The 16946-nt window shown below is 70.5% G+C and carries 16 protein-coding genes; 5 read left to right on the forward strand and 11 right to left on the reverse strand.

What is annotated here, in order from left to right; all coding sequences use genetic code 11:
* Positions 1 to 27: 27 nt before the first annotated feature.
* The 9 genes from OG259_RS09350 to OG259_RS09390 all read right to left on the reverse strand — a co-directional run bounded on the left by OG259_RS09350 (position 28) and on the right by OG259_RS09390 (position 8077).
* Complete coding sequence (locus OG259_RS09350; RefSeq protein WP_328941838.1) at positions 28 to 675, reverse strand: aspartate/glutamate racemase family protein; 648 nt, start codon at positions 673 to 675, stop codon at positions 28 to 30.
* A gap of 59 nt (positions 676 to 734) precedes the next feature.
* On the reverse strand, positions 735 to 2084 hold the full coding sequence (locus tag OG259_RS09355; protein WP_328947034.1) for a nucleobase:cation symporter-2 family protein: 1350 nt from the start codon (positions 2082 to 2084) through the stop codon (positions 735 to 737).
* Between the two features lie 421 nt (positions 2085 to 2505).
* Complete coding sequence (locus tag OG259_RS09360) at positions 2506 to 3894, reverse strand: 8-oxoguanine deaminase (RefSeq protein ID WP_328941839.1); 1389 nt, start codon at positions 3892 to 3894, stop codon at positions 2506 to 2508.
* A 48-nt stretch (positions 3895 to 3942) separates the two neighbouring features.
* Positions 3943 to 5349 carry a nucleobase:cation symporter-2 family protein gene (locus OG259_RS09365; protein ID WP_328941840.1) on the reverse strand — a complete coding sequence of 469 codons (1407 nt, stop codon included), beginning with the start codon at positions 5347 to 5349 and terminating at the stop codon, positions 3943 to 3945.
* A gap of 71 nt (positions 5350 to 5420) precedes the next feature.
* The gene (pucL, locus tag OG259_RS09370) at positions 5421 to 6344 is read right to left on the reverse strand and encodes a factor-independent urate hydroxylase (RefSeq protein WP_328941841.1); all 924 of its coding nucleotides are present in this window, start codon (positions 6342 to 6344) and stop codon (positions 5421 to 5423) included.
* Between the two features lie 5 nt (positions 6345 to 6349).
* Positions 6350 to 6739, reverse strand: a complete 390-nt coding sequence (uraH, locus tag OG259_RS09375) for a hydroxyisourate hydrolase (RefSeq protein WP_266898335.1) — start codon at positions 6737 to 6739, stop codon at positions 6350 to 6352.
* On the reverse strand, positions 6736 to 7260 hold the full coding sequence (gene uraD, locus OG259_RS09380; RefSeq protein WP_328941842.1) for a 2-oxo-4-hydroxy-4-carboxy-5-ureidoimidazoline decarboxylase: 525 nt from the start codon (positions 7258 to 7260) through the stop codon (positions 6736 to 6738). Before uraD ends, uraH begins: the two co-directional genes overlap by 4 nt.
* Before the next feature lie 155 nt (positions 7261 to 7415).
* Positions 7416 to 7754 carry a helix-turn-helix domain-containing protein gene (locus tag OG259_RS09385; protein WP_266900949.1) on the reverse strand — a complete coding sequence of 113 codons (339 nt, stop codon included), beginning with the start codon at positions 7752 to 7754 and terminating at the stop codon, positions 7416 to 7418.
* A 71-nt stretch (positions 7755 to 7825) separates the two neighbouring features.
* On the reverse strand, positions 7826 to 8077 hold the full coding sequence (locus OG259_RS09390; RefSeq protein ID WP_328947035.1) for a thiamine-binding protein: 252 nt from the start codon (positions 8075 to 8077) through the stop codon (positions 7826 to 7828).
* A 140-nt stretch (positions 8078 to 8217) separates the two neighbouring features.
* Here OG259_RS09390 and OG259_RS09395 point away from each other — a divergent pair, with 140 nt between their 5' ends.
* The 4 genes from OG259_RS09395 (at position 8218) to OG259_RS09410 (ending at position 12840) form a co-directional block, all read left to right on the forward strand.
* Positions 8218 to 9051: a TIM barrel protein gene (locus OG259_RS09395; protein WP_328941843.1), complete on the forward strand. Its 834-nt coding sequence runs from the start codon at positions 8218 to 8220 to the stop codon at positions 9049 to 9051.
* A gap of 52 nt (positions 9052 to 9103) precedes the next feature.
* A complete protein-coding gene (locus OG259_RS09400; RefSeq protein ID WP_328941844.1) occupies positions 9104 to 9994 on the forward strand; it encodes a 2-hydroxy-3-oxopropionate reductase in 891 nt (296 codons plus the stop codon).
* A gap of 188 nt (positions 9995 to 10182) precedes the next feature.
* Positions 10183 to 11637 (forward strand): catalase, encoded by a 1455-nt coding sequence (locus OG259_RS09405; protein WP_328941845.1) that lies wholly within the window; start codon positions 10183 to 10185, stop codon positions 11635 to 11637.
* Positions 11638 to 12174: 537 nt separating this feature from the next.
* Positions 12175 to 12840, forward strand: a complete 666-nt coding sequence (locus OG259_RS09410) for an HNH endonuclease (RefSeq protein ID WP_328941846.1) — start codon at positions 12175 to 12177, stop codon at positions 12838 to 12840.
* On the opposite strand, the gene OG259_RS09415 is transcribed toward OG259_RS09410, so the two are convergent.
* Entirely contained in the window at positions 12776 to 14002 is a 1227-nt protein-coding gene (locus tag OG259_RS09415) for an MFS transporter (RefSeq protein WP_328941847.1), read from the reverse strand. The two genes, OG259_RS09410 and OG259_RS09415, sit on opposite strands and share 65 nt — an antisense overlap.
* Positions 14003 to 14077: 75 nt before the next feature.
* Between OG259_RS09415 and OG259_RS09420 the strand changes: the two genes are divergently transcribed.
* Positions 14078 to 15049, forward strand: coding sequence for an ArsR family transcriptional regulator (locus tag OG259_RS09420; RefSeq protein WP_328941848.1), 972 nt, complete (start codon positions 14078 to 14080; stop codon positions 15047 to 15049).
* A gap of 66 nt (positions 15050 to 15115) precedes the next feature.
* On the opposite strand, the gene gcl is transcribed toward OG259_RS09420, so the two are convergent.
* A complete protein-coding gene (gene gcl / locus OG259_RS09425) occupies positions 15116 to 16894 on the reverse strand; it encodes a glyoxylate carboligase (protein ID WP_328947036.1) in 1779 nt (592 codons plus the stop codon).
* Positions 16895 to 16946 lie beyond the last annotated feature (52 nt).

The following is a 16946-nucleotide window of genomic DNA, read 5'->3' on the forward strand; positions in this document are numbered from 1 at the left end:
GAGTCCGGGTGGGCCGCCCGTCGGCCGTCACCGCCACAGCGAGCGCACGATCGCCCGGCACGCCGCCGGGACCGGCTCCACGATCCTGACCGCGCACCGGGTGCGGAGGGCCTGCGCCGCCTCGCCCAGTGGGCCGCCGCCGATGACGACCGCCCGTGCCCCGTCCCGTTCCACGCAGGCGCGGACCGCGCGCCCCAGTTCGTCGAGGAGCAACTGCGGGTCGGCGGAGAGGTGTTCGGGGCTGCCTGTCGTCAGGCGGAGGCCCGTGTACCGGTCGGCGAGGCCCAGGGCCGTCACCTGGGCGGCGATGGCCTCGGCCAGGAGCGGCGTCGTGGTGGCGATGCCGAAGGGGGTGCCGCCGACGGCCGCCTCCCTGAGGGCCGCCTCGCCCAGCCCCACCACGGGCACCCCTGTCGCCGCGCGCAGCTCCGCCGCTCCCGGGTCGCCGAAGGCGCCGACGAGGAGCGCCGCGCAGTCGCCGGCGGCCGTGGCGCGGAGGCCCGCGGCAAGGACCTCCGGGGCTGCGGCGCGCAGCGCGGCCGGGTCGGTGAGCATGCGCGGGCCGCGGCGCACGGTCACGCCGCGTACAGGCAAGGCGTCGCCCAGGGCGCGCCGGGCGAGGGCGGCCATCATCGCGGTCGTGGCGGTGGAGGTGTTGGGGTTGATCAGCACCACGGCCCCGGGCCCCGCGGCGGGCGCGGGGACCGGGGCTGACGGTGTGGCTACGGGCGGGTTCAGTGGACGTGCGCCGCCTTCACCGTGTGGCTGCCGGAGATCTCGTCGCCGGGCTCCATCGGCGCGGTGACCTCGTCGTCGTCCCGGCCCTTGCCCAGGTGGTTGAAGACCACGTTGAGCAGGACCGCCGCGACGCAGCCGGTCGAGATGCCCGAGTCCAGGATGATCTTCGCCGTCTCCGGGAAGGCGTGGTAGAACTCCGGCGCGGTGATCGGGATGATGCCGACGGCCAGCGAGACGGCCACGATCAGCACGTTGTTGTCCTTCTCCAGACCGGCCTTGACCAGGGTCTGGATGCCGCTGGCGGCGACCGAGCCGAAGAGGACGACGCCCGCGCCGCCGAGGACCGGCCGGGGGACGACCGAGATGAGCGAGGCGGCGACCGGCGAGAGGCCCATCAGGACCAGGAAGCCACCGCCGCAGGCGACGACGAAGCGGCTGCGGATCCGGGTCATGGCGACCAGGCCGATGTTCTGGGCGAAGGCACTGCACATGAAGCCGTTGAAGAGCGGGCTGATCGCGGAGCCGAGGGTGTCGGCGCGCAGTCCGGCGGCGATGGTCTTCTCGTCGGCGGGCCGGTCGACGATCTCGCCGAGCGCCAGCATGTCGGCGGTCGACTCGGTCATGGAGACCAGCATGACCACACACATGGAGATGATCGCGGCGAGGGCGAACTGCGGGCCGCCGAAGTGGAACGGCGTCGGGAAGCCGACGATGTCCGCCTCGGTCACCGGGGAGAAGTCGGTGACGCCGAACGGTATGGCGATGAGGGTGCCGATGACGAGGCCGACGAGGACGGCGATCTGCTTGAGGAAGCCGCGGGTGAAGCGGCGGAGCAGCAGGACGACGACGAGCGTGATGCCGGCCAGCGAGAGGAACGTGGTCGAACCGTAGTCCTCGGCGGCGGGGTTGGGCCCCTGGGCCCAGCCGAAGGCGACCGGGAGGAGGGAGACGCCGATGAGGGTGATCACGGTGCCGGTGACGACCGGCGGGAAGAACCGCACCAGCCGGGAGAACCAGGGGGCGGCGAGGAATCCGAGGAGTCCGGCGACGATGATCGCGCCGAAGATCACGGGGAGCGCGTCGGCCTTGTCGTCGGTGGTGTCGACGATGGCGAGCATCGGTGCGACGCCGGCGAAGGTGACGCCGTTGACGAACGGGAGCCGGGCACCGATCTTCCAGACCCCGAGCGTCTGGAGGAAGGTGGCGAGACCCGCGGTGAACAGGCTGGCGCCGGTCAGGAAGGTGAGTTCGGTACCGGAGAGGCCGACGGCCGCTCCGACGATCAGGGGCGGGGCCACGACGCCCGCGTACATGGCGGCCACGTGCTGGAGGCCGCTGGTGACCATCTTCAGTGGGGGCAGCGTCTCGTCGACCGGATGCGTCTCGCGGTCGTCGGGGGCGGAGCCTGCGTCTTGTGCATTGCGAACCTGGGGCTTGGCGGCCACGGCGGTTCCTCCGGTCGGTTACACGTCGGCGGTGACGCGGGGTTCAGGGAGGTGGTGCAAGCGGTGCGGGTGCAGGAGGTGCGGCTCGTTGCGGGGTGGTGCGGTGCTGCGGTGCAGGGGCGCTGCGGTGCTGCGGTGCGCGCGTGGGGAGTCCGCGACGCGGGATCGGGGTGCCCGGTGGGGGGCGGGCGGACATCACCGTTCCGGGAGGTGCCGTACGTCTTCTGCGCAGGCACCTCCCGGTCGGGCTGCCGCGGACCCCGCTCGGGTCCGCGGCGACCGACCGAGGGCCGTCCCCCTCGGTCGGACTCCATGGGGAGGGTCAGCCCTGGGCCGCGATGCGGGCCAGACGCTGGGCCTCCGCGCGCGCGTCGCGCGCGATCTGCTCCTCGTCGGCGAACAGCAGTCGGTTGTTCTCGACGATCTGCTTGCCGTTGACGAAGGAGGCGGTGACCGGGGCCGCGGCGCCGAAGACGATCGCGGTGACCGGGTCGGCGATCGAGGAGTGGCCGAGGCCGTCGATCTTCCAGAGGACGAAGTCGGCGAGCTTGCCGGCTTCGAGGGAGCCGATGTTGTCGGCGCGGCCGAGGACCTGCGCACCGCCGTAGGTGCCGAGGCGCAGGGCCTGGCGGGCGTTGAGCGCGGCCTCGCGGTGGGCGCCGAGGCGGTTGATGAGGAGCGCGTTGCGCAGCTCGGTGTGGAGCTCGCCGGACTCGTTGGACGCGGTGCCGTCGACACCGAGGCCGACCGGCACGCCCGCCTTCAGCATGTCGGGTACGCGGGCGATGCCGGCGGCGAGGCGCGCGTTGGAGGACGGGCAGTGCGCCACACCCGTACCGGTGCGGGCGAAGGCCGCGATGTCGGAGTCGTTCATGTGGACGCAGTGCGCCATCCACACGTCCTCGCCGAGGAAGCCGGTGGACTCGAAGTAGTCCGTCGGTCCCATCCCGAACAGCTCGTGGCAGAACTTCTCCTCCTCCACGGTCTCCGAGCCGTGGGTGTGCATGCGCACCCCGAGCCGGCGGGCCAGCTCGGCACCCTGCTTGAGGAGCTGGGTGGAGATGGAGAACGGGGAGCAGGGGGCGACGGCGACCTGGGTCATCGCGTCGAAGGAGGCGTCGTGGAACTTCTTGACGGTCTCCTCCGTGGCGGCGAGCGCGCCCTCGGTGGTCTCGACGGCGAAGTCGGGCGGCAGGAAGCCGTCCTTCTCGCTCATGTCCATCGAGCCGCGGGCGAGGGTGAAGCGGACGCCCATGTCGGAGGCGGCACCGATGATGGCGCCGGACAGGTCGCCGGAGTTCTTCGGGTAGACGTAGTGGTGGTCCATGGCGGTGGTGACACCGCCGCGGGCCATCATCGCCAGGGAGCCCTGCGCGGCCACGCGCACCATCGACTCGTCGATCCGCGACCAGGTCGGGTAGAGCGCGACCAGCCAGTTGAAGAGGTTGTGGTCGGTCGCCAGGCCCCGGGTGATCCACTGGTAGAAGTGGTGGTGGGTGTTGACGAGACCGGGCGTGACGAGGTGACCGGTGGCGTCGATGCGCCGGACCACGTTCTCCAGTCCCTCGGGAGCCTTGCCGGCACCGATGGACTCGATCTTGTTGTCCGCGACGACGAGGTAGCCGGAGGCGTACTCGGTGTCGTTCGCGTCGACGGTCGCGATCGCCGCGTTCTCGATGACGATGCGCTGGGCTGCCGCAGGTGCTGCCATGGCGGTGGTTCCTTCGTTCCTCTGGGGTGGTGTGGGCACGGCAGGACCCTAGGAGGATTTGAGTGCCGGGGCCGCGTGACGGCTCCGGGTGCCGAGATGGTGGAAGAACAGGTTCAGCAGGACGGCGACGAGCGCGCCCGCGCTGATGCCGGAGCCGAGCACGGTCTGCGCCCAGGCGGGGAACTCGGCGTAGAAGGTGGGCGCGGCGAGCGGGATGATGCCCGCTCCGAGCGCGACGGCCACCAGGATGATGTTGGAGCTGTCGTCGAGGCCGGCTTCCGACAGGGTGCGGATGCCGCTGACCGCGATCGAGCCGAACAGGACGATGCCGGCGCCGCCGAGGACGGGCATCGGGACCATCGAGACGACCGCGCCGAGGACCGGGAAGGCGCCGAGGACCAGCAGGGCGCCGCCGGCGACGGCGACCACGTACCGGGAGCGCACCCGGGTCAGCGAGACGACGCCGACGTTCTGGGCGAAGGCCGAGGTCGGGAAGCCGCCGAAGACGGGGCCGATCAGGGTGGCGATGCCGTCGGTGCGCAGCCCGCGGGTGATGATGCGGCCGTCGCTGCGCCGCTCGCAGATCTCGCCGAGGGCGAGCATGCCGGCACTGGACTCGGTCATGAGGACCAGCATCACGATGCACAGGGAGAGGATCGCGGCGGGCTGGAACTCGGGGGCGCCGAAGGCGAAGGGGGCGGGCAGGGCCGCTACGGGCGCCTCGCGCAGGGCGGTGAAGTCGGCCATCCCGAAGGGGATCGCGGCGAGGGTGCCGATGAAGAGGCCGAGCAGCAGGGCGATCTGCTTGACGAAGCCCTTGCCGAAGCGCTGGAAGAGCAGGATGACGACCAGGGTGAAACCGGCGAGTGCCAGGTACTTCATGGCGCCGAAGTCGGCGGCGGTCTTGTCGCCGCCCTGTGCCCAGCCGACGGGCACGGGCATCAGGGTGACCCCGATGAGGGTGATCACGACGCCGGTGACGAGCGGCGGGAAGAAGCGCAGGAGCCGGCCGAAGAAGGGTCCGACGGCGAGGCAGAAGACTCCGGCGACCATCACCGCGCCGTAGATGGCGGGGAGTTGGTGGCCCGGGGCGCTGGTCTCGGCGATGGCGAGCATCGGCGCGATTCCGGCGGAGGAGGCGGCGTTGACGAACGGCAGCCGGTTGCCGGCGAAGCGGCGGATGCCGAGGGTCTGCAGGATCGTCGCGCAGCCGGCGATGAGCAGACTGGCGGCGATGAGCCGGGTCATCCCGGCCGCGTCCAGGCCGACGGCCTGGCCGATGATGAGCGGAGGGGTGACCACGCCGGCGTACATGGCGGCGATGTGCTGGAGTGCCGCGGGGACGAGCCGCGAGGCAGGAAGCTTTTCGTCCACCGGATGGACCTGCTGGATGGTGTCCGGCGGGGTGGAACACGGGCCTTCGGCGTGCGCCGGCCCCGTTGCGGGCTGTGCCATGAGAATCCCTCCGGTCCGGCGCGGCCCCCGCCCGACTGCGGGCGGGCGGGGGCCGGTCACTCGGACGCCGCTTAGAGGTTGGTCATGTCGACCGGGATCTGCGCCGTGGCTCCGTCGCGGAGGACGGTGGCCTCGATGAGGCCGTACATGCGGTCGGCGGCGTAGTAGACCTCGTTGTCGTTCTTGAGGCCGAAGGGTTCGAGGTCGACCAGGAAGTGGTGCTTGTTCGGGAGCGAGAAGCGGACTTCGTCGATCTCCGAACGGTGGTTGATGATGCGCGTGGCCATCTGGTACAGCGTCTGCTGGAGCGAGTACGAGTACGTCTCCGAGAAGGCTTCGAGCATGTGCTTCTTGGTCTGCTCGTAGGACCGCTCCCAGTTGGGCATGCGCTGGTCGTCATCGGTCCAGTTGAACCGCCAGCGGGCGGACACCTGGGTGGCCAGGATGCGGTCGTACGCCTCCTGGAGCGTCGTGTACTGGTCCTTGATGTAGCCCCAGAACTCCGAGTTGGTGGAGTTCATGACGACAAGGTCCTTGAGGCCGGAGATGACCTCCCAGTTCTTGCCGTCGTAGGTGATCTGGGTGACGCGGGTCTCCTGGCCCTTGCGGGCGAAGGAGTGGTTGACCTCTTCGGCCCCGATGAACTTGGAGTTGGCATCGGAGGAGGCGATGCGCTCCCAGGAGTACTCCTCGATCCGGATGCGCGCCTTCTTGATCGGCTCCTGGCTCGTCACGAAGTGGCGGGCGAGGTGGATGCCGAACTGCTCGGCGGACTCGATGCCGTACTCCTTGGCGAACGCGAAGACGGTGTTCTTCGTCGTGTCGGTGGGGAGGCAGTTGGCGTTCGAGCCGGTGAGGTGGACGTCGTCGAGGTCGCCGGAGAGGGCGACGGAGACGTTCAGGTCCTTGATGTGGTGGGTGTCGCCGTCCCGCGTGATCTTGACGACGCGGTTCTCTGCTTTGCCGTACTGGTTCTGGCCGAGAATCGTGGGCATGTCTGCTAGCTCCCTCGGTATACGGAGTAGCCGAACGGGTTGAGCAGCAGCGGTACGTGATAGTGCTCGCCCGGGGTGACGGCGAACGTGATCGCCACCTCCGGGAAGAACGCACCGCTGTCCCTTACGCGGGGGGCGTCCTGCTGCGCCTCGGCTTGCTTCTTGGAGAAGTACGTCTCGACTTCGAAGTCGAGACGGACGTGGGTGGTGCCCTCCGGCAGCGCCGGCAGGTCCTTGCATCGTCCGTCCGCGTCGGTGGCGGAGCCGCCGAGCGCGACCCATTCGGCGTCGGAGCCGCTGCGGGCCGCGAGCGTGATGGCCACGCCCTCGGCGGGGCGGCCGATGCTGGTGTCCAGGATGTGGGTGGACACCGAGGCCGTGGTGTCGGTGCTCATGCGGAGCTCTCTTCCTCGGAGGTCTCTACGAGACGGGTCAGCCGGATGCGGTTGATCTTGCCCAGTTCGGTGCGGACGATCTCCCGCTCCTCCTCGGACGAGTTGCCGATCCGCTGCCGGAGCGCGTCGCGCATCTGCTCGCCGGTCAGGCCGGTGGCGCAGATGAGGAAGACGTGTCCGAACCTGTCCTGGTAGGCCAGGTTGAGTTCGAGCATCTCGGTCTTGAGCTCCGCGGAGGCGCCGGCCATCCCGCTCTGTTCGCGGGAGGAGGTCGGGTCCCCGGCCTTCGGACGACCGATCGGCGGGTGCCCCGCCATCGCCTCGGCAAGGTCCTCGGCGGTCAGCTCGGCCATGGCGGCGTCGCTGGCGAGGAAGAGAGCGTCGGCGGTGGTGTACGGGCGCTGGGCGAGGATCTTGCTCCCCCACGCCGAACTGGAACACACCTCGTGGAGCGCGGCGAGGGCCTCGCTGTCCGCCGAGGTGTTGAACCGGGTGAGGCCCGGTGTCGTACCTGAAGTCACGGGAAGCCTCCGTGGCTGTTTTTCGCTGTGCGTCGGACGGGCTGCGGATAGCTAACGCCCTCCGCAACATCACGTCAACACTTTGTTGAAATCTCGGCCATGCAAAAGCCGTCGTCCCGACATACGGACGACGGCTTGTGGCCACACATGATCAACTACTCGCCCTTGGCCGCCTTTTCCCTGCTCAGGGCGGTCTCCCTGTTCAGGTAGTTGTACACGGTGAAGCGGCTGACACCCAGTGCACCCGCCACCGTCTCCACTCCATGGCGTACGGCGAAGGCCCCCCGGGCCTCCAGGAGCCGGACGGCCTCCTGCTTGGACTTGCGGTCCAGTTCGGCCAGTGGCATCCCGTGCCGCCGCTCCATCGCCGCGAGGATGTGATCGAGGGATTCGGACAGCTGGGGCAGCCGCACGGCGAGCACGTCCTCCCCCTCCCAGGACAGGACGACATCGTCGGCCTCCGCCTGCGCGGGGACGAGCAGCTCGGCGCCCATGGCGTCGACCAGGGGCTTCACCGCGACGATCAGGGGATGCTCGGCCGTCTCGGCGACCAGCGGGCGCTCGCTCACTTCCCGTCCTCCCCGAGCACATTGACCTGGAGGGAGACGCGGGTGGCGCCGGCCGCCAGCGACTTGCGCAGCAGCGCGTCGACGGCGGTCAGCACCTCGTCGGCACCGCCTTCCGCCGTGTTCCCGAAGGGGCCGACGTCGACCGCGTCCAGTTCGGCCGACTGGATGACCTCACGAGCCACGACCGCGTGCGCCGGCGCCTCGTCGAGGTCGAACGGCTCGGTCGTGAACTCCACTCTCAAACGCACCATGGCCCCACGCTACGGCCCCGCTCCGGCCTACGGGAGCCCCGGACCTGCGGGGACCTCTTGACAAGTGTGTCGGCAACCTTGCAACATTCCGTCAGACAGAAACTTACTTCCGCGATACGGAAGGAGCGCCGCCCCTCATGGGATTCACGGACCAGCGCTTCGATGTGAACCTGTCGATCCTCTTCACGGAACTCCCGCTCCTGGAGCGCCCCGCGGCCGCCGCCGCGGCGGGCTTCACCGCGGTCGAGCTGTGGTGGCCCTGGATCGACACCGCCACCCCCGAGCAGAACGAGCTCGACGCCCTCAAGAAGGCTCTTGAGGACGCCGGCACCCAGCTGGTGGGCCTGAACTTCTACGCCGGGCAGCTCCCCGGCCCGGACCGCGGAGCCCTCTCCGTACCCGGGGACGAGTCGGACCGCTTCCGCGCCAACATCGAGGTGGCGGCCGACTTCGCCGCCTCGGTCGGCTGCAAGGCGCTCAACGCGCTCTACGGCAACCGCGTCGAGGGCGTCGACCCGCAGATCCAGGACGCCCTCGCCCTGGAGAACCTGGCCCTGGCCGCCCGCGCGGCCGACCGGATCGGCGCGATCCTCCTCGTCGAGACCCTCAACAAGCCGGAGTCGCCGCTCTACCCGCTGGTGAGCGCCCCCTCCGCCATCGAGGTGATCGACAAGGTCAACGCGGCGACCGGACTCGGCAACGCCAAGTTCCTCCTCGACATCTACCACCTGTCGATGAACGGCGAGAACGTCAGCCAGGTCATCGCCGAGTACGCGGCGAAGACCGGCCACGTCCAGATCGCCGACAACCCGGGCCGCGGCGCGCCGGGCACCGGCGACCTGCCCCTGGAGCAGCTCCTCGACGAGCTGAAGAAGGCCGGCTACGAGGGCTGGATCGGCCTGGAGTACAAGGCCGCCGACGCCGCCGCGTCCTTCGAGTGGCTCCCGGCCGAGGCCCGCCCCGCCAGCTGACCGGCCGCCCCGCGACCCTCCCCCGTACCACCAGTTTTCGAGAGGCACCCTCATGAGCAACCTCCCCAAGATCGCTTGGATCGGTCTCGGCATCATGGGCTCCCCCATGTCCGAGAACCTGATCAAGGCCGGCTACTCGGTCACCGGCTTCACCCTGGAGCAGGACAAGCTGGACCGCCTCACGGCGGCCGGCGGCACCTCCGCCGCGTCGATCGCCGAGGCCGTCAAGGACGCCGACGTCATCGTCACGATGGTGCCCGCCTCCCCGCAGGTCGAGGCCATCTCCTACGGCCCCGCGGGCATCCTGGAGAACGCCAAGCAGGGCGCGCTGATCGTCGACATGTCGTCGATCACCCCGCAGACCTCGGTCGACCTGGCGAAGAACGCCAAGGAGAAGGGGATCCGCGTCATCGACGCGCCCGTCTCCGGCGGCGAGGCCGGCGCCATCGAGGCCGTGCTCTCGATCATGGTCGGTGGCGAGAAGGCCGACTTCGACGAGGCGCTTCCCGTCCTGGAGGCCCTCGGCAAGACCATCGTCCTGTGCGGCCCGCACGGCTCCGGCCAGACGGTGAAGGCCGCCAACCAGCTGATCGTCGCGGTCAACATCCAGGCCTGCGCCGAGGCCGTGGTCTTCCTGGAGAAGTCCGGTGTGGACCTCCAGGCCGCCCTCGACGTCCTCAACGGCGGTCTGGCCGGCTCGACCGTGCTGACCCGCAAGAAGGACAACTTCCTGAACCGGGACTTCAAGCCCGGCTTCCGGATCGACCTGCACCACAAGGACATGGGCATCGTCACCGACGCCGCCCGCAACGTCGGTGCGGCCCTCCCGGTCGGCGCGGTCGTCGCCCAGCTCGTGGCCTCGCTGCGCGCCCAGGGTGACGGCGGCCTGGACCACTCGGCCCTGCTGCGCGCTGTCGAGCGCCTCTCCGGCCAGCAGGTCTGACCCGTCGCCCCCCTGAGCGGGGGCCCCAGATTTCCGGTCGGTGGCGGCGCTGACAACTGTCCTGTCGCGCCCAGGCGCCGCCGCCGACCGGAACACCACACTTCCTTTTCAACAAACTGTTGACGTCACGTTCGAGCCGAATTTACGCTCCTCGGACCGTCAGCAGAGCTCCCGTACGGAAGGTCACGATGTCGAAGCGCGTGCTTACGACCGAGTCCGGCGCCCCCGTCGCCGACAACCAGAACTCCGCCACCGCCGGCGTCGGTGGCCCTCTCCTCCTCCAGGACCAGCACCTGCTGGAGAAGCTCGCGCGCTTCAACCGTGAGCGGATCCCGGAGCGCGTGGTCCACGCCCGCGGTTCCGGCGCGTACGGCTTCTTCGAGGTGACGGACGACGTCACCGGGTTCACCAAGGCGAACTTCCTCGGCGAGGTGGGCAAGCGGACCGAGACGTTCATCCGCTTCTCCACCGTGGCCGACTCGCTCGGTGGCGCGGACGCGGTCCGGGACCCGCGCGGCTTCGCGCTGAAGTTCTACACCGAGGAGGGCAACTACGACCTCGTCGGCAACAACACCCCGGTGTTCTTCATCAAGGACCCGATCAAGTTCCCCGACTTCATCCACTCCCAGAAGCGCGACCCCTTCACGGGCAAGCAGGAGGCGGACAACGTCTGGGACTTCTGGGCGCACGCCCCCGAGGCCACCCACCAGATCACCTGGCTCATGGGCGACCGCGGCATCCCGGCCTCGTACCGTCACATGAACGGCTACGGCTCCCACACCTACCAGTGGACCAACGAGGCGGGCGAGGCCTTCTTCGTCAAGTACCACTTCAAGACGAACCAGGGCATCCGCAGCCTCTCCGCCGACCAGGCCGCCGAGCTCGTCGGCAAGGACGCGAACTCGCACCAGACCGACCTGCTGCAGGCCATCGAGCGCGGTGTGAACCCCTCGTGGACCCTGTACGTCCAGGTGATGCCGGCCGCCGAGGCCGCGGACTACCGCTTCAACCCCTTCGACCTCACCAAGGTGTGGCCGCACAGCGACTACCCGCTGCAGCGCGTGGGCCGTCTGGTCCTCGACCGCAACCCGGACAACGTCTTCGCCGAGGTCGAGCAGGCCGCGTTCTCCCCGAACAACTTCGTCCCGGGCATCGGTCCCTCGCCGGACAAGATGCTCCAGGGCCGCCTCTTCGCCTACGCCGACGCCCACCGGTACCGCCTCGGCGTCAACCACACCCAGCTCGCGGTGAACGCCCCCAAGGCGACCGTGGCCGAGAACTACGGCCGCGACGGCGCCATGGCCACCCGCCAGGGCTCCCGCCACGACAAGAACTACGAGCCCAACTCGTACCAGGGCCCGGCCCAGACCGACGCGGCGCTCTCCGCCCCGCTCGCGATCCACGGCTGGACCGGCACCCACGAGGCGCCGCAGCACACCAAGGACGACGACTTCTTCCAGGCCGGTGAGCTCTACCGCCTGATGTCCGAGGACGAGAAGGGCCGTCTGATCGCCAATATCGCCGGCGGTCTGTCCCAGGTGTCCCGCGAGGACGTCATCGAGAAGAACCTCGCGCACTTCGCCGCCGCCGACCCGGAGTACGGCAGGCGCGTGGCCGAGGCGGTCAACGCCCTGCGCGACTGACCGACCAGCAACACCCAGACTGCGTACGACATCTGACGGGAGGTCAGTGTCGTACGTGGTCCGGATCGCCGACCCGGATGAGGGGTGGCCGGCGATCCGGACAAGCGTGAGGACCGCGGCGGCGCCGAGCCAGTGCGGTGGTAAGGGCGCCGGCCCCCTTCTTGACCTGAAGGAAGGGGATCACCGGCCGCCCGTCGGCACCGCCGCGGTCCCAACGCCCCCTCCCGAGCGAATCCCTCCCGAGGGAATCCCCCAGACTCCGCCCGGCGGCGCGAACGTCCTGTCGCGCCAGCCTCGTGCCGTCGGGCGGTCACAAGCAGGAGAGCGCGGAACCAGGTTTACGGTCCCTGGTTCCGCGCTCTTCTTCGTGCGTACGGCTTCGCGCGCACGGCTTCGCGCGCACGGCTTCGAACAGACCGCTTCGTGCGTACGGCCCCGGGAGCGCATCGTTTCTGCGGTGAAGATCCGCACCCGCTCGGAGGAGCGCACCGCGATTCGGGCCCCCGGGATCACCGCGCCGGCGCTATCCACTCGTACATGATCAAGAACCTTATGCGCGGGCTCGCCCCGCTCGCCCTGATCCTTTCCCCGCTGGCCGTCCCCTCTCCCGCCCTCTCCGCGAACGTCGTCCTCCTGCCCGACGCACTCGCCGAGCTGACCGAGGCGAGCGAGGACCCGGACGGCTTCCAGGTGAGGGCGTTCCCCCACTGGAACGCCGGCCTCGACGCGACGGACGGCTGCGACACCCGCTCCGAGGTCCTGCTCGCCGAGGCCGTCGACGCGCCCGCGGCCGGTACCGGGTGCAGGCTGACCGGAGGCCGCTGGACCTCCTTCTACGACGGCCAGAACGTCTCCGACCCGGCCGCGCTCCGCGTCGACCACCTCGTCCCGCTCGCCGAGGCCTGGGAATCGGGCGCCTCCGGCTGGACCGCGGCCCGTCGCGAGCGCTTCGCCAACGACCAGGGCGCCGCCGCGACCCTCGTGGCCGTCACCGCCCGCAGTCAGCGGGACAAGGCGGGGCGGGACCCGGCCGACTGGGTGCCCTCGGACGCCGCGCGGTACTGCCGTTACGTCGGCGAGTGGGTGTCCACCAAGCTGCGCTGGGGCCTGTCGGCCGACAAGGACGAGGTGGAGGCGCTCAAGCTGTTCGCCGACGGACCTTGTGAGGAGACGGTCGTGCTCCGGTCGACGACGCCTCGGTAGGCCCCTTTCCCCTCCCCTCGGACCGGGCGAGCGAGAACGTCACGGCGAGCGAGGCGAGGGCGAGGAGCACCATCGCCGTGCGCGGTGACGTGTACTGGGCGAGGGTGCCCGCCAGCGCCGCGCTCACCCCCTGGAGCGCGAGCATCCCCGAGGTGTGAAGGCCGAGGGCGTGTCCGCTCAGTTCCTCCGGCACCAGGGTCATCAGCCGCTCCTGGTGCAGGAGGCTCGCCGCGTACCCGGCCGCCGAGAGCGTCACCGCGAGCAGGGCCAGCGGCAGCGCGGGGTCCAGGGCGAACACCAGGAACGGGGCCGCGAGCAGCGCCTGGAGCGGGAACCGGATCCGGCCGCGCAGCCGCGACGGTACGAAGCGTCCCACGACCGTGTCCCCGGCCAGCATCCCGAGCGCGGCACACGCGAACAGCAGCCCGGCGCGCTCGGGGTCGTACGGCACGAAGAGCGACTCGCAGCCCACGATCAGGCCGTTGGGCACCCACAGGGCGAGATAGCAGCGGCGGCGGGCGGGCGAGGACAGCAGCCGCCGGTTGGTGCGCCAGGTCTCGCCGACCGAGGCCCGGCCCGCGGCACGCGGCGGACGCTCCCCGAGGCCGAGGCGGCCCAGGAGCGCGGCGGCGAGGTAGAGCCCCGCGCCCACCAGGACCGTGCCGCGCGGCGAGAGCAGGGCGATCAGCACGCCGCCGGTCGCGAAGCCGCCGATCTGGCAGGCACCGACGGCCATGTTCGTCACCGAGCGGCCGAGGAGGAAGTCCTCGCGGGCGAGGATCTCGTTCAGGAGCCCGTAGCGCACGCCGCCGCCGAGCGAGGCGGCGAGGCCCTCGGCGAGAAGGATCGCGAAGACCGCCCAGGTCGGCAGCCCGGGGACCGCCAGGACGGCGGTGCCCAGGGCGAAGAAGAGCGCGATCCCGGAGATCGCGGCGCGTGGCGGCACCCGGTCGGCGGCCGAGAGCAGGGTGGTCGCGCCGACGAGCTGGGCGAGCGAGGGCCCGAAGAGCGCGAGGGCGGAAAGAAGGGGAGAACCGGTCGCGCGGAACACGAGCGTGGCGAGCCCGAGCCCGACGACCGTCTGGGCGGCGGTGTGGGCGGCGCCGGTGAGGAAGAGCGGGGTGAACTCGGGGGTACGGAAGAGGTCGCGGTAGCGGGACATGCCGGGAGTCTCGGGGCGGGCCGGCCGCCTCGGTACTGTTTCGCGGAGACGCGAAACGACAGAGGGGTGCGCGCCATGGGCTGGTGGCAGATCGGCACGGACTCGCTGGCCGGGAGCAGATTCCTCGTCTCGCCGCTGGCCGAGGCGACCGCCGCCCTGAAGATCCTGCACGCGGCTGCCGGCGCCCACCCCGGCGAGCGCGCCTGGCTGGCCACGCACCTTCCCGCGTACCGCGAACGCCTCGCCGCCGAACCGCTCGACGCGCTGCTCGTCCGGGCGGCCATCGGGCCCACCTGGAACGCCGACTTCCTGACGCCGACGCCCACGGGCGAGCGCGAGCGGCCCTTCGAGGAGGAGGTCGCGGCGGTCCGGGAGGCCGAACCGGCTGATGCGGTACCCCAGTTGGAGGTCGCGGTCGGCGGTCCCGTCCCGGAGCCGCTGCGGTCGGCGGGGGATCTTCCGCACCGGATGGCGGGCGTCCTGGAGTGGGTGTGGCGGGAGACGGTGCTGGCCGACTGGCCGCGCCGCCGCCGGATCCTGGAGGCCGATGTGGTGGCGCGGACCGCGCGGTCGGCCCGGGACGGCTTGGCGGCGACGCTCGACGAGCTGTGCCCGGGGAAGATGCGCTGGCTGGGCGACGGACGGCTCCAGGTCAACCCCCGGGCGTATCCGCCGAGATGGATCGTGGGCGGCCGTCTGTTCTTCGTCCCGGTGACGCCGGCCAGGGGCTGGGTGTCCTGGGAGGGCTCCGAACGCTCCGCGATCGTGTACCCGTGCTCCGGCGCCCTGACGAACGCGACGGGCCCGGTGGCGCCCCAGGCGCTCGGGGCCCTGCTCGGCACGGCGCGTGCCGGGGTCCTCGTACGGCTCGAAGCACCCACGTCCACCAGTCAGTTGGTGGCGCTCACCGGGCAGGGCCTGGGGTCGGTGGGACGGCACCTGAAGGTGCTGCTCGACGCCGGGCTCGTGCGGCGGGGCCGGGCGGGCCGTTCGGTGCTGTACGAGTGGACGGAGGCGGGCGCGGTGCTCGTGCGGGCGCAGCGCTGAGCACGCGGGAGACCCCCGCCCCGGTGCTCCTCGGGGCGGGGGTCGGTCCCTCGGACGAGGGGGCGATCAGACCTTGAGGGCCTTGATCGCGGTCGGCGCGTGGCCGGGCTCGGTGGCGAGCTCCTCGAACTCGGTGACGTCGCTCATGTCGACCGTCTTGCTCATCGCGATGTTGGTGATGCGCTCCAGGATGGCCTCGACGACGACCGGGACCTGGTGCTCGACGGCCAGCTTCTTGGCCTCCTCGAACGCCTCGCCCAGCTTGTCGGGGTCGGTGACGCGGATCGCCTTGACGCCCAGGCCCTCGGCGACCTTGACGTGGTCGACGCCGTAGACGCCGAGCTCCGGGGTGTTGATGTTCTCGAATTCGAGGTTGACCTCGAAGTTGATGCCCAGGTTGCCCTGCGCCTGGCGGATCAGGCCCAGGTAGGCGTTGTTCACGAGGACGTGGACGTAGGGGACCTTGTGCTGGGCGGCGACCGCCAGCTCCTCGATCATGAACTGGAAGTCGTAGTCGCCGGAGAGGGCGACGATCGGGGTCTCCGGGTCCGCGGTGGCGGCACCGATGGCGGCCGGGATGGTCCAGCCGAGCGGGCCGGCCTGGCCGCAGTTGATCCAGTTGCGCGGCTTGTAGACGTGCAGGAACTGGGCCGCGGCGATCTGGGAGAGACCGATCGTGGTGACGTAGCGGGTCTCCGGGCCGAAGGCCTTGTTCATCTCCTCGTAGACGCGCTGCGGCTTCAGGGGGATGTTGTCGAAGTGCGTACGGCGCTGGAGGGTCGCCTTGCGCTCCTGCGCGGAGGCGGCCCAGGCGGAGAAGTCCGGGAGCCTGCCCGCGGCCTTGAGCTCCTTGGCGATCTCGACGAAGAGTTCGAGCGCGGCCTTGGCGTCGGAGGCGATGCCGAAGTCCGGGGCGAAGATCTTGCCGATCTGGGTGGGCTCGATGTCGACGTGGACGAACTTCCGGCCCTTGGTGTACGCGTCCATGTTGTAGCCGGTGTGGCGGTTGGCCCAGCGGTTGCCGATGCCGAGGACGAAGTCCGACTCCAGGAAGGTCGCGTTGCCGTAGCGGTGCGCGGTCTGGACACCGACCATGCCGGCGGCCAGCTCGTGGTCGTCCGGGATGGTGCCCCAGCCCATCAGGGTGGAGATGACCGGGATGTTGGTCAGCTCGGCGAACTCGACGAGCAGGTCGGAGGCGTCGGCGTTGATGATGCCGCCACCGGCGACGATCAGCGGACGCTCGGACTCCAGGAGGAAGTTCAGCGCCTTCTCGGCCTGGGCGCGGGTCGCGGCCGGCTTGTAGACCGGCAGCGGCTCGTACGTCTCCGGGTCGAACTCGATCTCGGTCAGCTGGACGTCGATCGGCAGGTCGATGAGGACCGGGCCCGGACGGCCGGAGCGCATCAGGTGGAAGGCCTGCTGGAAGACGCCGGGGACCTGCGCGGCCTCCAGGACGGTCGTCGCGGCCTTGGTCACCGGCTTGGCGATCGAGGCGATGTCGACGGCCTGGAAGTCCTCCTTGTGGAGCTTCGAGACCGGGGCCTGGCCGGTGATGCACAGGATCGGGATCGAGTCGGCGATCGCCGAGTACAGGCCGGTGATCATGTCGGTACCGGCGGGGCCGGAGGTACCGATGCAGACACCGATGTTGCCGGCCTTGGCACGGGTGTAGCCCTCGGCCATGTGGGACGCGCCCTCGACGTGGCGGGCCAGCGTGTGGCCGATGCCGCCGACGTTCTTGAGCTCGCGGTAGAAGGGGTTGATCGCCGCGCCGGGCACGCCGAACGCGGTGGTGACGCCTTCGCGCTTGAGGATCTCAACGGCCGCTGCGGCGGCGGTCATACGAGGCATGGGAGTGCTCCTGCTTCGGCCGGGCGGATCCAAGCCCACCGGT

Source organism: Streptomyces sp. NBC_00250 (assembly GCF_036192275.1).
Lineage (GTDB): Bacteria > Actinomycetota > Actinomycetes > Streptomycetales > Streptomycetaceae > Streptomyces.

Excerpts from the sequence above, each read along its gene's own strand:
- OG259_RS09395 (WP_328941843.1), top strand. The coding sequence starts at position 8,218 with ATGGGATTCACGGACCAGCGCTTCGATGTGAACCTGTCGATCCTCTTC.
- uraH (WP_266898335.1), bottom strand. The coding sequence starts at position 6,739 with ATGAGCACCGACACCACGGCCTCGGTGTCCACCCACATCCTGGACACC.
- OG259_RS09365 (WP_328941840.1), bottom strand. The coding sequence starts at position 5,349 with ATGGCACAGCCCGCAACGGGGCCGGCGCACGCCGAAGGCCCGTGTTCC.
- OG259_RS09410 (WP_328941846.1), top strand. The coding sequence starts at position 12,175 with ATGATCAAGAACCTTATGCGCGGGCTCGCCCCGCTCGCCCTGATCCTT.
- OG259_RS09355 (WP_328947034.1), bottom strand. The coding sequence starts at position 2,084 with ATGGTCACCAGCGGCCTCCAGCACGTGGCCGCCATGTACGCGGGCGTC.
- OG259_RS09400 (WP_328941844.1), top strand. The coding sequence starts at position 9,104 with ATGAGCAACCTCCCCAAGATCGCTTGGATCGGTCTCGGCATCATGGGC.
- pucL (WP_328941841.1), bottom strand. The coding sequence starts at position 6,344 with ATGCCCACGATTCTCGGCCAGAACCAGTACGGCAAAGCAGAGAACCGC.
- OG259_RS09385 (WP_266900949.1), bottom strand. The coding sequence starts at position 7,754 with ATGGGCGCCGAGCTGCTCGTCCCCGCGCAGGCGGAGGCCGACGATGTC.
- OG259_RS09405 (WP_328941845.1), top strand. The coding sequence starts at position 10,183 with ATGTCGAAGCGCGTGCTTACGACCGAGTCCGGCGCCCCCGTCGCCGAC.
- OG259_RS09420 (WP_328941848.1), top strand. The coding sequence starts at position 14,078 with ATGGGCTGGTGGCAGATCGGCACGGACTCGCTGGCCGGGAGCAGATTC.
- OG259_RS09360 (WP_328941839.1), bottom strand. The coding sequence starts at position 3,894 with ATGGCAGCACCTGCGGCAGCCCAGCGCATCGTCATCGAGAACGCGGCG.
- gcl (WP_328947036.1), bottom strand. The coding sequence starts at position 16,894 with ATGACCGCCGCCGCAGCGGCCGTTGAGATCCTCAAGCGCGAAGGCGTC.
- OG259_RS09415 (WP_328941847.1), bottom strand. The coding sequence starts at position 14,002 with ATGTCCCGCTACCGCGACCTCTTCCGTACCCCCGAGTTCACCCCGCTC.